Below are 13831 nucleotides of genomic sequence, written 5' to 3'. Positions count from 1 at the left end.
CGGGCTCATCGCCCTGCTCGTGGTGCCGGCGTTCCGCATGTTCCGCTTCAGCTTCACCCCGGGTGTGCCGGACAAGCGGAGCCACCTGACCTTCGCCATCGCCACCGCGACGGTCGGGTTCATCGTGTCGATGTTCTTCTTCGACGCCTTCGCCTTCATGCAGACGCTGCTGGTGCTGTCGCTCCTCTATGCGATCGCGGCGTGGGCGATGACGGAGCCCGTCGAGGAGGACCCGGTCGAGGAGGACCCTGTGGGCGGTTCCGGCGCGGAGGGGGATCGCGCGGCGGCGGCGTCCGAGCCGCGGGTGCCGGCACCATGACAGTGCTGAGCGTGGTCGTTCCGGCTCACGACGAGGAGGTGCTGATCGCGGACGCCGTGCGTGCGATCGCCGCAGACGGCATCGACCTCATCGTCGTCGCCAACGGCTGCACCGACGCGACGGCACAGCGGGCTCGCGCTGCCGGAGTCCCCGTGCGGGTGATCGAGGTGGCCGAGGCCTCAAAGGTTCGGGCGCTCAACGCGGGGAATGCGGCCGCGGACGTCTCGCCGGTGGCGTTCGTCGATGCCGATGTGACCGTGTCGGGCGCCGATCTGCTCGCTCTCGCCCGGCGCTTCGAGGCGCACCCCGAGGCGAAGGTGGGGGCGCCGACGATGCGCCTCGAACCCTCCTCGTCCTGGTGGGTCCGCCAGCACTACCGTGTCTGGGAACTGACCGGCTACCGCAGTGACCGGCACGTGGGATCGGGGATCTACATGCTGACCGCCGAGGGTCGGTCAAGGATCCCGGAGTTCCCCGACCTGATCGCCGACGACCTGCTGGTCCAGCAGCTGTTCTCGGTCGAGGAGCGGCTGGTTCCCGAGGACCTCACCTTCAGCGTCCTGGCACCGGGGACTCTCGCTGCGCTCGTGAAGCGCAACACCCGGATCGTGGCGGGGAACAGGCAGTTCGCCCAGCGCTATCCCGAGCTGGCGCCGCCCTCCACCGGCGCAGGCGCTCGGACCCTCCTGGCCCGCCTGTGGTGGCGGCCGATGCGGTGGCCCGGCCTGGCGGTCTATGTGGGGGTCAGTGCCGCGAGTCGCCTGGGGGCGTGGCGCGTGCGGCGCCGAGGCGGAGCCGTCCAGTGGAACACGGACGTCACCACCAGGAGCGCCGCGTGACCGGCGCGGACAGCATCTCGCCCGCGCGGCACGAGAACCTCGCGCAGCGCGCGAGCCGCGGAGTCGTCATGACCATGGGGGGCCTGTGGGGACGGGCTGCCCTGCAGATGGTCTCCACGATGGTGCTCGCGCGGCTGCTCACGCCTGCCGACTTCGGTCTGATCGCGATGGTGGCCGCGGTGATGGGCATCGCGGAGCTGGTGCGCGACTTCGGCATGACCGGCGCCATCATCCAGGCTCAGCACCTGAGCGAGAGCGTCTGGCGCAGCCTGCTGTGGCTGTCGCTGTTCATCGGCGCCGGGCTGTCGCTGATCGTGGCCCTGTGCGCCCCGTTGATCGCAGCGCTGTACGGCGAGCCGCAACTCGTCGCCATCACCCTGTTCATGGCCCCCGGGGTGTTCATGAGCGGGCTGGCGATGCCCTTGCAGGCGCTGGCCGCGAAGCAGTTGAAGTTCGGCACTCTCGCGGTGCTCGATGTCTCCTCGATGGCCGCCGGAGTGGTCGCCGGGATCAGCGGCGCGCTGCTGGGCTGGGGCGTCTGGTCGCTGGTCGCCATGGCCGCTGGCCAGGTCATCGTCAGGCTCGTCGTGCTCTGGTGGGTGGTGCGCCCCGTCTTCGGGCGGCCCCGGGTGGACAAGGAGGCCTGGCCACTCGTGGGCCAGGGAGCGAGCATCTTCGGTGCGGAGCTGCTGGGCTATGCCGAGAAGAACCTGGACAACGTCATCATCGGCGCGACTATGGGGCCGGCCGCCCTGGGTCAGTACTCGCGCGCCTACGCGCTGTTCCTGCTGCCGCTCCAGCAGATGAACGGCCCTCTGGGCCGCGTTGCCCTGCCGGTGCTAAGCACGCTGCGCGACGACGGCGAGCGCTACCGGCGCTATGTGCGCAGCGCCGGCCTGGCCATCGGCTACCTCACCCTCCCCACGTACGCCGTGGCAGCCGGGGTGGCCCAGCCGTTGGTCGGGGTGCTGCTGGGCCCGGGATGGGAGACCGCGGCGACGCTGTTCGCGCTGCTGGCGGTCGCGGGATTCGCGCAGGCCATCGGCCGTCTGCGCACGTGGCTGTACATCTCGCTCGGTCACTCGCACCGGCAGTTCGTCTACGACCTGATCGCTCGCCCCATCGTGGTGGCGGGGTACGTCCTCGGCATCATGTGGGGCGGACTCACCGGGCTGGTCATCACCTACGGGGCGCTCAGCCTGGTGCTCCTGGTTCCCGGATTCGGGTTCGCGATCCGCAAGACCTTCGTGCGACCCAGCGACATCGCCGCACCGCTGGTCCGTCCTGCCATCATGGCGGCGCTCGCCTTCGGGGCGTCGTTCGTGCTCTCGCGCTGGGTGCCGACGGACGTGGACCTGCTCCAGATCGCCGTGGGCGTGCTGGGCGCACTGCTCGCGATCTCGCCGCTCTTCCTGGTCAGGGGTTACCGCGCCGACGTCGGGCGGCTCTGGGGGTTCGTCGCGAGCATGCGCGGGGGCAAGTCCTCGCGCGCCGAGTGACGGTGCGGCCGGTGCGTGAGAAGCGTGACCCCGCCTCCCGGGGGAGTCACCAGACCCAGAGGGCGGCGAGCGTGTCGATCTCGTAGTCGGGGACCTCCTGCTCGCGCATGATGTCCGCCCGGCCCCACGCGGCGATCGTGGGATCCGAGATCCACTCCCCCTCGTCCCTGGGTGCCTGCGACTCGACTGGCAGGGAGCTGACGCGAGTGTCGACCACCGAGGTGTACCCCACCGAGCCCACCGCGCCGGCGACGATCGAGTCCCGCAGCCGGACGTCCTGGCACCCTCCCGAGAACGCGTTGGGCTCGCCCTCGTAGTCGCCGGGAAGCAGAGGGAAGACGGACCACGGCAGGGTCGAGCCCAGAATCATGCAGTGCTCGAACGAGGCCATCGACAGGCGCGGGTGCAGGACGTAGGCGGCATTCGACGACCCGAAGTCGACGCAGTCGACGCTCGTGTACGGTCCGAAGCGACCGGTGCCTGTCCCCTCGAGCTGAACGGTGTCCAGGTGGGACGAGTCTCCATCGGGCTTGACCGAGGGGCCGAACACGCAGCCGTGGCGCTCGAGGCCCGTCATCTCATAGGTCTGAATCGGGCGGAAGCCCACGGTGTCGTCGGTGACGCGGCGGAAGCCGAGCACGAGCTCGTAGAAGCCGATGTTGCGGGCGCCGCGGGTGACGCCCGCGCCGCTCCAGCGGCTCCAGCCCATCTGCACGTCGACGCACCGGGTCAGAGTGAACGAGCCCTCGCTGACGAAGCCGAAGAACGAGATGCGCGCGCACTGGTCGATGCGGATTCCGTTCTCGGAGATGACCACGGACCCGAACCCGTCCCGCGGCACGATCAGTACGTTCCTGGTCCAGTTCTGGTTGCCGACGTACGCGAGTGCGATGGGCGACGAGGACCGGCCGCCGCCGCCGGGCAGTGTGCCCGGCTTGACGCGGATGATCGCGCCGCGGCTGACCTCGTCGGTGGTGAGCCCCTGGACCCGGCGGGCGATGTCCGCCCACTCGCACTCGGCCTCGAACTCGAGCGGTGCCTGCTCGCCGGGCCACGGGAGGTCTGCGGGGAAGTGCGTGCCATTGACCCCGTACGACTGTCGCAGGGCCGGCCGCGTGGACGTCGCCACGGGCGTCGGCGACGGCGTGGAGGACACGACGGGCCTCGCTGCCGGCTCGGGCGTGCACGCGGAGACTGTTGCGCCGGCCGCCAGCACGACCGACGCCCGCAGCAGGCTCCGTCGGCTCAGGTGCTGAATGGTGGGACTCCTCGGTTGCGCGCCGCTAAGCGAACGTGAACGGCGGTGGCGGGACGGTGCGGGTGGATCGGCTGGCTGCGGTGACAAGATCCTCGGCACTCAGCGTATCCGGATAGCGAAGCGTGGCAAGGCCCCGCCTGCTGAGCTCGTTGGCCACCTGCTCCTGGTGGTCGTCGACGTGCTCGCCGTGCGAGGCGCGGCGCGGGACCAGGATCGGGTGCTTGCCCGCTTCGAGCGCCGTGATGGCCGTGCCGACCCCAGCGTGGGTGATGACGACATCGGCCTCGCGGATCGCCGCCTGCATCTCGGCGTGCGGAACGCTCGCGCTGCCGTGGATGCCGAGCGCGCTGACGTCAGCGTCGCCCGTCTGGTAGAGCACCTCGTCCATGTCCGCCAGCAGCGGCACGACGGCCTCGAACAGACGCATGAAGGGATAGCCCTCCTGGGTGCCCACGGAGACGACGGCGCGGCGCGGCTGACCGGCGGTGCTTGCTGGCGCCGGCTCGAACGCGTCGAAGATCGATCCCCGGTACTGCCAGGTGTCATCCGACCATTGGGGGTACTGGCAGTAGGTGCGCACGCGTGGAGAGCGCGCGATGATCTTGCCCGTGAGCGACGGACCGGCCGCCCGAGCGGCGCTCTCGACGTAGTGCGCGTCGATCCCGCGCAGAGCGGCGTAGGGCAGGAAGGCGACAGCAGGGCTGGATCCCGTGCTGACGGCGGTGGTGAAGTCGTGCTTCGCTATCACCCCAGGTGCCATCGTCATCAGGCGGGCGATGTTCTTGGTGTCGCGCGGCCCCGCGAACGGGGCCCACACCACATCCCGATCCGCCAGCAGCGACTCGCTGAACGCGTTCTTGAACGTCACCCACACCTGCTGATCGACAGAATAGCCGAGCCTGTCGACGAGCCCGGCGAGTTGGCGCAGGTGTCCCCCTCCCGAGCAGACCAGCAGCACCTGTCCTTCACGATCCGTGCCCATGCGCACCCCCTCGATCGGGCCAGGCCCGACGCGCTCTGTCTCAGCCATTCACCAGTGTCAGTATCGATCGGTGCCGCGCCGCCCACGCATTGTCCTCGACGAACGCGACGCGCTCGGCCTCGTCCTGGACTCCCTGGGACAGCGCGACGTCGACCAGATCCGCGAAGTCGGAGACAGTCGGGGCCAGGTGCACGCGCGGTCCGAGCCCCCGGACGGGACGCAGGTCCGTGGCGAGCACGGGCCGGCCCGCGGCCAGGTACTCGTAGACCTTCAGCGGGCTCATGGCCTTCGTGAGCGCGGTGCGCTGGTGCGACAGGAGCGTCAGTTCGGCGTTCCTGAGCACGGCGACCACGTGGCGGCGATTGACCGAGCCATGCACGTGGACGTTGGCGAGAGCCGCGGCGCGCTCCAGGAACGTCTTGTCAGGGATCGGGCCGAGCAGCACGAGCTGCAGGTCAGGCCGGCGGGTGGCGAGGTCGTAGAGGCCATCGATGTCGAGACGCGAGTCCAGGGTCCCGACGTACACGGCTCGCGGTCCAGGGATCCGAGCGAACCACTCCGGCGGTGCGGGCTGGTCGCCCAGCCACTCCTCGGGCTCGATCCCGTTGGGCACCACCAGGTGCGGCCCTTCGGGCTCGATGCGGTCGATGATCTCCTGAGAGACGGCCGCGACGGCGCGACCGCTGCGCGCGAGCCGGGCATACGCCTCGCGATACGCGGGCCAGTACTGTCGCCGCGCTGGCGAGCTGAGCCAGTCGTCGCGTCCGTAGTACAGCGCCGGTCCCGCCCATGAGAGGTCACAGAAGCCCGCGACCAGCGGGTTCGCGGTGATGAACCGCGGCTCGTCCAGGTGGGCCCGGTCCGCCGCGTCCCGAATCGTGCCCTCGTAGTTCACGTACACCTGCTCGATGGCGGCCACGTCCTCGGGGTCCGCCCGCTCCGATCGGAGCGGGCGCACGTGCCGCACCTTCTGGGTCTGTCGCGGGCGCACGAGGAAGTCGAACGGCTCTCGCCTCCACGCGGTTCCCCACGCGCGGTACGCATCGGCGATCAGGAGTCGGTTGACCTCCGGGCTCGTCATGAGAGTCGAGACCAGCCGGTCGGGCGGACGCATCATGCCGCGCCGGCGCGCATCAGCCAGAGACTCGTACGAGAACGTGAAGACGTAGTCGCGCGCTGCGGGAGCGGTGCGCGACGAGGCGGCGTGGTCGGTGCTGGGCATGCTCATGGCAATTCTCGTATCACTCGGGCCGGAGTTCCTGCGACGACGGTGCGGTCGGGTACGTCCTCGCGGACCACGCTGTTGGCGCCGATCACGCTGCCGCGCCCGATGGTCACCCCGGGCAGCACCACGACGTTCTGCCCGAGCCAGGCTCCCGCGCGGATCACGACCGGCGCGACCCTGCCGAGCGGCTGGTCCCGGACGAAGCTGTCCGGGTCGTCGAAGCCGTGCGAGTGGTCGGAGATGTAGCACCCGCGCGCGACCGCGACGCCGTCTTCGAGCTCGACTCGACTCACGGCGGAGATGGCAGTGCCGTTGATGCGGACCCGGTCGCCCAGCACGATGTTGGGCGCGGGGGCGTGCTGCTCGGGCACGATGAGCCACGACCCGGCGCCGATGAGGACGCCTGCTCCGATCGCCATGTGCTCGGCTCCGCTCAGGCGTGGGGGCAGCAGAATGCGCGAGCCTGAGCCGAACCGTCCGAAACCGCCGGAGGCGAGCTTGGTGAAGGCCAGATCGCGGGCGCGCTGCGCCAGCGTCATCGCGTCGAGGAGGGTCATCGGGCCTCGCCCTCGCGCACCGCGTGCAGGTGCATGGGAGCAAAGGTCTCGACACTCGGATCGATGGGCGCGTCTGCGAGCAGCGCCCGCGTGATGGCGACGAAGCGTGCGACGTAGTCGCGCTGGCTGAGCCCGCGCCGCGCGGCCACAGAGGGGTCGGGCGTCTCTGCAGGGGAGTCGAGGGCGGTGCGCAGCGCGGCGGCGAACGCGGCTGCGTCGCCGACGGGCACGAGCGTCGACGTCGACCCGGCCAGGTACTCGTCGTTGCCTCCCGTGTCGGTGGCGACCACGGGCAGTCCGGCGGACATTCCCTCGATCGTGACGGTGCAGCCCGACACGTGCGCGTTGGCGAGCAGGGGGACGGCGACGATCGACGACTCCGCGTATGCCCGGTTGATGATGTCCGCCTGCGTCATGCTGGTGATCGTGACGTTGCTGGGCCAGTCGATGCTCTGCACGGCCGGCGAGAGCGTGACGATCGTGAAGGCCGCCTCGGGGACCAGGGACGCGACCTCGGACAGCAGGGCCCAGTCGCGGTGGCGGTCGTTGCCCACCACGAGCACTCGGGGCGCTCCGGTGCGCGGGCCAGGAGGCGTCGAGACGGGCGCGAGATGGGTGCCGAACGGGACTCGCAGCACGCGCCTGCCGGGCACGGCCTCGTCGGAGATGTCGCGATTCACTCGACTGTGGACCACCTCCACGGCGTGGCGGTGGAGCAGCCGCCGGTAGACGGCCCGGCGAGCGCGAGAGTAGCGGTGCCACTCGTCCCACATCCACACCGTCTGCGCGACGCTGAGCGCCGCGTAGCGGCGCCGACGGATGCTGGAGAGCAGCGCCACCGCCAGGTGCTCGCGCTCGGTGTGCGTCCACACCGCATCGGCCCGCCTGATGACGTCGCGGTTGCGCCACACGTGCACGAAGTCGAAGCCGAGCGCGCGGCGCACGCCGTGCCGCATCCACCGGGCCGGCGCTGCCTCGGCGTGATCCCGCGACCACTCGAGCGAGACGTCACCGTCGGCGAGGTCGTAGCCGTAGGGCGTGGCGTCGACCACTTCGCCGGCGGCGTGGCGCTCGCGCCATGCATCCGGATTCAGTCCGTAGCGCACGATCACGGCTACGCGCGGTTCCCCCATGTCCTACCTCCCCCCCACGGCAGGTTGATCAGGCCGAGTCTACTGCCTGGGTCACCGGTGGCTTCAAGTCCCGTCCTCGAGGATCGTGTCGAAGGCCTCGACGATGATGCGGTCCGCCTCGCCACGGTGCGGCCGCAGCAGATGGTCGGCGCCGCCGATGATGATCGCCTCCGACTCGAGCCCGGCCGCACGCCAGGCCTCGGACGTGTCCCGGGACCATTGCGGCAGCGTCGTCGAGTCCGCACCGCCGTGAATGAGCAGCAGCGGCTCGGTCGCCCGATCGATGAAGGTGCGGGGCGAGATGTCGGCCCAGTAGTCAGGATTCTCCGCAGGCGTGCCCACCTCGCCGAGCCACTCCCCGAGCCCGTCGACCTCCTCGACGTCGATGTCCGCGATCAGCTCTCCGAAGTCCGACGCCGGAGGCGAGAGGGCGACCACGAGGTCGGACGCGCCCGGGGCGATCACCGCGGCGTCCAGGGCGAGCAGCCCGCCCATCGAGTGGCCGAGCAGGCCGATGCGCGTGGTGTCGACACCGTCGACCGCGCCACTGCGGAGGAGCGCGAGACCGTTGACGACGTCGAGCGCCATGCCCCAGTCCAGCACCGTGGACCACCCGAAGCCGGGGTCGAAGGCGAGCGCGCCGTCATCCGCGGCCGGGTCCGACTCCGCGTACCCCCGCAGGTCGAGCGCGAACACCGCATAGCCAGCGGCGAGCAGCGCGCGCTGCTCCGGCAGCAGGTCTCCGCCGCTCTCATAGGTGTCGGGGTCGACGGCTCCGTGCACGACCGCGACCGCCGGGAACGGCCCGTCTCCGGCCGGCATGCGGACCACCCCGGTCACGGTCAGGCCGCCGCTGACGTAGGAGACTTGCTGCGCGTCCTCGCCCGCGATCGCCGCTGCTGGACCCGCGACCGTCAGCTCGGGTGTCTCGGGCGCCGATGATCGATCGGATGCTGGAGGTGTCGACGGACGCCGGGCTGGGGCTGGGGGACGCGCTCGCGGTGCGGGTCGGGCTGGGCGTCTCGGTCGGCTCGACGGGGGGCTCGACGGACGTGCAGGCGCCGAGGGCCACCATCGCCGCGAGCGCGACGGTCGCCAGCGCGCTGCGGCGCCACCCGGTTCGGCCCATGCTCGACTCCTGTTCCGGCGCATCGGCCGTCCACGAACGCTAACACGCGCGATGGGCGGGATGAACCGTGCGCGTCCGGCCTCGCGGCCGCGCCTGTCACTCAGCGCGCGACGGTCACCACACCCACAGGCCGCGCAGGGTCTCGTCGCTGTAATCGGGCAGCGCCTGCCGCGCCATGATGTCCTCCCGAGTCCATCTCGCGGTCGACTCGTCCACCTCCCACGCGCCGGTGACGCGGGGCTGCTGGCTGTCCTGGGGGTAGTAGCTGAGCGTCGAGCCGCGCACCTCGGTGAAGCCCATGCGCCCGACCGCGCCCACGACCGTGCAGTCCACGAGCCGAACGTCCGGGCAGCCTCCCGAGAAGGCGTTCGGCTCGCCCTGGTAGTCGCCCGCCTCGAGCGGGTAGACGGTCCACGGGAGCAGTCCCGCAAGGATCAGGCAGTGGGTGTACTCCGCGCGCTGGAGGCCGCCACTGAGGAGCTCAGCGGCGTTGGAGGAGCCGAAGTCCACGCAGTCCACGCTGACGAACGGGCCGAATGGACCCGTCCCGGTTCCCTCCATCTGGATGGTGTCGCAATGAGCGTCCGAGTCATTCGCCTTGACCGAGGGCCCGAACACGCACCCGCGGCGGACGATCGACGACATCTCGAAGGTCTCGGTCGGTCGCACGCCGGCGGTGTCCTCGGGATCCCGGCGGAACCCGAGCACGAGCTCGTGGAACTCGATGTCGACGCCGCTGCGCGTCACGTTCATGCCGCTGAACCGGCTCCAGCCCACCTGCATCGACTGGCACTCGGTCAGGACGAACGACGCTTCGCTGCTGAATCCGAAGAACGACAGCCGGGCGCAGTGATCGAGGCGGATGCCGTCCGTGAAGGTGACGCTCCCGAACCCGTCGAGCGGGCAGATGAGGACGTTTCGCTCCCATGCGGCGTCCCCGGCCGCGCCGAGCACCGGCGTGGAGCTCGACTTGGCGCCCTCGCCGGGAAGGCTGCCAGGCCTGAGCCGGATGACGACGCCGGCGGCAACCTGCTCCGCCGTCAGCGACGCGAGGATGTCCGCGATCTCCGCCCAGTCGCAGTCCGCGGTCAGCTCGGTCGGCGCGACCTCGCCGGGCCACGTCAGCGCATCGGGGTAATGCGTGCCGTTGGGGCCGTACGACGACGCGAGCGTGGGGCGCTCCGAGGTCGCGGAGCGGCTCGCCTCCTCGGTGTGCGCGGGCGCGGGCGTGCGTTCGGGCGAGGGGGTCGTCACAGGAGTCGGGTCGGCCTCGGGTCGGCAGCTCGCCAGCACTCCCGCGGCGGCGACCGTCAGCGACCCGCGCAGCAGTGTGCGCCGGTCGACGTCGCGAGCCATAGACTTCCTCCTGGTGCGGATGGCACGACGCTATCAAAGGGCCTCCGAGGCTCACCGGCTCGTGGGGGCACGGCGCGCACGGCACCTTCGATGCCTGCCGCCCCCCGGCCTGAATTGACCCTGCGCCGCGCGTAGCGGTAGAATCGTCTGTCGTTGTGCGCTCCACGTGAAGGTGCCTCCCACTCGCCTCCGCAGGACCCGCCGACCGAACCCCTGCGGCGCCTCGAGCGCCGCTCAACGTTTACAAGTAAGAAGGCTTCACAGTGCGTACGTATTCTCCCAAGCCGGGTGACGTCACCAAGGACTGGTACGTCATCGACGCTACTGACGTGGTTCTCGGTCGTCTGGCCTCTCAGGCCGCTTCGCTGCTTCGCGGCAAGCACAAGCCGACCTTCGCCCCCCACGTCGACGGCGGCGACTTCGTCATCGTCATCAATGCCGAGAAGATCTCGCTCTCCGGCACCAAGGCCACCGACAAGATGGTCTACCGTCACTCCGGCTACCCGGGCGGCCTGTCCGCCGTGCCGATCGGCGAGCTCCTCGAGAAGAACCCCCAGCGGGTCATCGAGAACGCGGTGAAGGGCATGCTGCCCCACACCAAGCTGGGCCGCGCTCAGCTGTCCAAGCTCAAGGTCTACGCCGGCCCCGAGCACCCCCACGCCGCGCAGCAGCCGCAGGCGTTCGAGATCTCGCAGGTCGCGCAGTAGCGCTCCGCATCACAAGGACTGACATGACTGACACCGTCGACACCGACACCCCCACCGAGTACACCTCCGAGTCCGCGCCCGAGCGCGGCAAGGGCACCTCGACCATCGCCCCCGGCGCCGGTCTGGGCCGCCGCAAGCAGGCCATCGCCCGCGTCCGCCTGGTGCCCGGCACCGGCGAGTGGAAGATCAACGGCCGCTCGCTCGAGGAGTACTTCCCGAACAAGGTCCACCAGCAGCTCGTGAACGACCCGTTCGCGCTGCTCGACATCGAGGGCAAGTTCGATGTCCACGCCCGCATCACCGGTGGCGGCCCCTCGGGCCAGGCCGGCGCGCTGCGCCTGGGCGTGTCCCGCGCCCTCAACGAGATCGACGAGGAGACCAACCGTGGTGCCCTCAAGAAGGCGGGCTTCCTGACCCGCGACGCTCGCGTGGTGGAGCGCAAGAAGGCTGGTCTCAAGAAGGCCCGCCGCGCGCCGCAGTACTCGAAGCGCTAACCTCTCGCGCATGGCGCGACTCTTTGGCACGGACGGGGTCCGCGGCCTGGCTAACCGTGACATCACGGCAGAGCTGGCCGTGGACCTCGCCGTTTCTGCGGCCCATGTGCTCGCCGAGCGCGGCGAGTTCTCGGGTCACCGCCCCCGCGCGGTGGTCGGTCGGGACACGCGCGTCTCCGGCCAGTTCCTGTCGAGCGCGGTAGCGGCCGGTCTGGCATCGGCGGGCGTCGATGTCACCGATCTGGGCGTGCTTCCCACGCCCGGCGTCGCGTATCTCACGGCGGCGATCGAGGCGGACATCGGCGTGGTCATCTCCGCCTCCCACAACCCGATGCCGGACAACGGCATCAAGTTCTTCGCGCGCGGTGGCCACAAGCTGGACGACGGCATCGAGGACGCGATCGAGGAGCGCCTGGGCGTCGACTGGGAGAGGCCGCTCGGAGCCGAGGTGGGGTCGATCACTCCCGCCCCGGAGCTCGCCGAGCGCTACGTCCAGCACGTCGTGTCCGCGGTCGAGTCCTTCGCGGGCGGCGAGCGCCCCCTCGCGGGACTGAGCATCGTGGTGGACACCGCCCACGGCGCGGCCAGCGCGGTGGGTCCCCAGGCGCTGCGAGCGGCGGGTGCGACGGTGACCGCGATCCACGCGGCTCCCGACGGCCTCAACATCAACGACGGCGTCGGGTCGACTCACCTGGCGACGCTGCAGGAGGCCGTCGTCGCCCACGGCGCGGACATGGGTGTGGCCTTCGACGGCGACGCCGACCGGTGCCTCGCCGTGGACCACAGCGGCGCGGTCGTCAACGGCGACGCGATCATGGGACTGCTCGCGATCGCGATGAAGGACTCCGGCGCGCTGTACCACGACACCCTTGTCGCCACGGTGATGAGCAACCTGGGCCTGCACCGCGCGATGAAGGACGCCGGCGTGACCATCATCGAGGCCGCTGTGGGCGATCGCTACGTGCTCGAGGCGATGCGCGAGGGTGGATACACCCTGGGCGGGGAGCAGTCCGGGCACGTGATCGCCTCGGACTACTCCACCACCGGCGACGGCGTCCTCACCTCCATGCTCATCGCGGCGCGGGTCAAGGCGGCCGGTGCTCTGCGCGACCAGGTCTCGACGATCGAGTCGCTGCCGCAGGTGCTCGTCAACGTGAGCGGCGTCGACCGCGCTCGGGTGCACAGCGACGCCGTGCTCCAGAGCGCCGTGAGGGCCGTCCGGGCCGAGCTGGGTGGGGACGGCCGCGTGCTGCTCCGCCCCTCGGGCACGGAGCCGCTGGTGCGCGTGATGGTCGAGGCCACCACGCAGGAGGCGGCCCAGCGTCACGCGGACGGGCTCGCCGAGGTGGTGCGCGAGCGCCTCGCGCTTCCGTGAGTCACCCGTCAGGGTGACCCGCGCATCGTCCCTCCGGACGCCCGTGCCGGGGTGAGGATCCGGGGGATGCCGGATCGCGGGCGCACCTCGATCCTGGGAGACTGTGCGGGTGACCGAGGATCCGACCTTCACCGACTGGATCATCCACTTCTCATCGACCGTCGAGGAGTGGGTGCTGGCGCTGAGCGAGTCGCTGTGGATCTACCCCGGCATCTCCGCGGTCTCGATGATCGACGGTTTCTTCCCCGTCGTGCCGAGCGAGTCGGTCATCATCGCGACCTCCACCACGTCGTACCAGACCGGAAGCCCGGTGCTGGTGCTGATCTTCCTCATGGCCGCCGTGGGCGCGTGGTGCGGGGATCAGATCGCCTACCTGCTCGGAGCCAAGGCCAACGTCACCACGTGGCGGCTGTTCAAGCGCCCGCGGTGGCGTCGCGCGCTGGACGTCGCCGAGACGCAGCTCGAGAGACGCGGTCAGGCGTACATCATCGCTGCGCGGTTCATCCCCATGGGCCGGGTGCTCGTGAACGTCGCCGCCGGGGCGCTGCGCTATCCCCATCGTCGGTTCATGGGGGTCGACGCGATCGCCGTGACCATCTGGTCGGCGTGGAGCATCGCGCTCGGCACCGTGGCCGGCGCCGTCTTCCCGGAGGACAACCTGCTGCTGTCCATCGTGGTCGGCGTGGTCGCCGGCGGCGTCCTGGGCCTGTTCGTCGACAAGGTGCTCACCTGGTTCGGGCTCAGTCAGCCCGACCTGCCGGACTTCGCCGGCGACATCGAGCAGTCGCTCACGGACGAGGAGCGCGCTGAGCAGGACCGCCAGGCCGCGCTGCGGGAGGAGCGCAGGCACGAGCGATTCGAGAAGCGGGCCAGCCAGCGCCCCATCCGTCGCCACCGCGCAGGGGAGGCCAGCGATGAGGCCGCCGATGGTGAGGTCGGCGACACCCGCGAAGACGAC

Annotated in this window: 15 protein-coding genes; 8 read left to right on the top strand and 7 right to left on the bottom strand. The window is 70.6% G+C overall.

What is annotated here, in order from left to right; genetic code table 11:
• The 3 genes from QZ483_RS08790 to QZ483_RS08780 form a co-directional block, all read left to right on the top strand.
• Positions 1-319, top strand: a 319-nt coding sequence (locus QZ483_RS08790) for a hypothetical protein (protein WP_297083039.1), incomplete at its 5' end; no start/stop codon positions are given.
• On the top strand, positions 316-1158 hold the full coding sequence (locus tag QZ483_RS08785; protein WP_297083038.1) for a glycosyltransferase family 2 protein: 843 nt from the start codon (positions 316-318) through the stop codon (positions 1156-1158). The genes QZ483_RS08790 and QZ483_RS08785, both read left to right, overlap by 4 nt.
• Entirely contained in the window at positions 1155-2657 is a 1503-nt protein-coding gene (locus QZ483_RS08780) for a lipopolysaccharide biosynthesis protein (RefSeq protein WP_297083036.1), read from the top strand. Before QZ483_RS08785 ends, QZ483_RS08780 begins: the two co-directional genes overlap by 4 nt.
• A 46-nt stretch (positions 2658-2703) precedes the next feature.
• On the opposite strand, the gene QZ483_RS08775 is transcribed toward QZ483_RS08780, so the two are convergent.
• The 6 genes from QZ483_RS08775 to QZ483_RS08750 form a co-directional block, all read right to left on the bottom strand.
• A complete protein-coding gene (locus tag QZ483_RS08775) occupies positions 2704-3813 on the bottom strand; it encodes a hypothetical protein (RefSeq protein ID WP_297083034.1) in 1110 nt (369 codons plus the stop codon).
• Between the two features lie 127 nt (positions 3814-3940).
• Positions 3941-4945: a glycosyltransferase gene (locus QZ483_RS08770; protein ID WP_297083031.1), complete on the bottom strand. Its 1005-nt coding sequence runs from the start codon at positions 4943-4945 to the stop codon at positions 3941-3943.
• Positions 4938-6125, bottom strand: coding sequence for a glycosyltransferase (locus QZ483_RS08765; RefSeq protein ID WP_297083028.1), 1188 nt, complete (start codon positions 6123-6125; stop codon positions 4938-4940). The genes QZ483_RS08770 and QZ483_RS08765 overlap by 8 nt, the downstream gene beginning before the upstream one ends.
• Entirely contained in the window at positions 6122-6679 is a 558-nt protein-coding gene (locus tag QZ483_RS08760; protein WP_297083026.1) for a DapH/DapD/GlmU-related protein, read from the bottom strand. The genes QZ483_RS08765 and QZ483_RS08760 overlap by 4 nt, the downstream gene beginning before the upstream one ends.
• On the bottom strand, positions 6676-7812 hold the full coding sequence (locus QZ483_RS08755; RefSeq protein WP_297083023.1) for a glycosyltransferase: 1137 nt from the start codon (positions 7810-7812) through the stop codon (positions 6676-6678). The genes QZ483_RS08760 and QZ483_RS08755 overlap by 4 nt, the downstream gene beginning before the upstream one ends.
• A gap of 63 nt (positions 7813-7875) precedes the next feature.
• The gene (locus QZ483_RS08750) at positions 7876-8634 is read right to left on the bottom strand and encodes a S9 family peptidase (RefSeq protein ID WP_297083021.1); all 759 of its coding nucleotides are present in this window, start codon (positions 8632-8634) and stop codon (positions 7876-7878) included.
• A 128-nt stretch (positions 8635-8762) separates the two neighbouring features.
• Between QZ483_RS08750 and QZ483_RS08745 the strand changes: the two genes are divergently transcribed.
• Positions 8763-8984 carry a hypothetical protein gene (locus QZ483_RS08745; RefSeq protein ID WP_297083020.1) on the top strand — a complete coding sequence of 74 codons (222 nt, stop codon included), beginning with the start codon at positions 8763-8765 and terminating at the stop codon, positions 8982-8984.
• A 71-nt stretch (positions 8985-9055) separates the two neighbouring features.
• Here the strand turns inward: QZ483_RS08745 and QZ483_RS08740 are convergent, their stop codons facing one another.
• A complete protein-coding gene (locus QZ483_RS08740) occupies positions 9056-10297 on the bottom strand; it encodes a hypothetical protein (protein ID WP_297083017.1) in 1242 nt (413 codons plus the stop codon).
• Between the two features lie 263 nt (positions 10298-10560).
• On the opposite strand from QZ483_RS08740, the gene rplM reads away from it, so the two are divergent.
• The 4 genes from rplM to QZ483_RS08720 all read left to right on the top strand — a co-directional run.
• Positions 10561-11004, top strand: coding sequence for a 50S ribosomal protein L13 (gene rplM, locus QZ483_RS08735; RefSeq protein WP_297083015.1), 444 nt, complete (start codon positions 10561-10563; stop codon positions 11002-11004).
• A gap of 23 nt (positions 11005-11027) precedes the next feature.
• Positions 11028-11498, top strand: coding sequence for a 30S ribosomal protein S9 (gene rpsI, locus QZ483_RS08730; RefSeq protein ID WP_297083013.1), 471 nt, complete (start codon positions 11028-11030; stop codon positions 11496-11498).
• 10 nt (positions 11499-11508) lie between these two features.
• Positions 11509-12873 carry a phosphoglucosamine mutase gene (gene glmM, locus QZ483_RS08725; RefSeq protein WP_297083011.1) on the top strand — a complete coding sequence of 455 codons (1365 nt, stop codon included), beginning with the start codon at positions 11509-11511 and terminating at the stop codon, positions 12871-12873.
• Between the two features lie 109 nt (positions 12874-12982).
• Positions 12983-13831, top strand: an 849-nt coding sequence (locus QZ483_RS08720; protein WP_297083009.1) for a DedA family protein, incomplete at its 3' end; no start/stop codon positions are given.

It is taken from the genome of uncultured Demequina sp., assembly GCF_913055775.1.
Taxonomy (GTDB): domain Bacteria; phylum Actinomycetota; class Actinomycetes; order Actinomycetales; family Demequinaceae; genus Demequina.
Note: the sequence above shows the minus strand (reverse complement) of the source record. Positions and strands in the feature narration are given on the sequence as shown.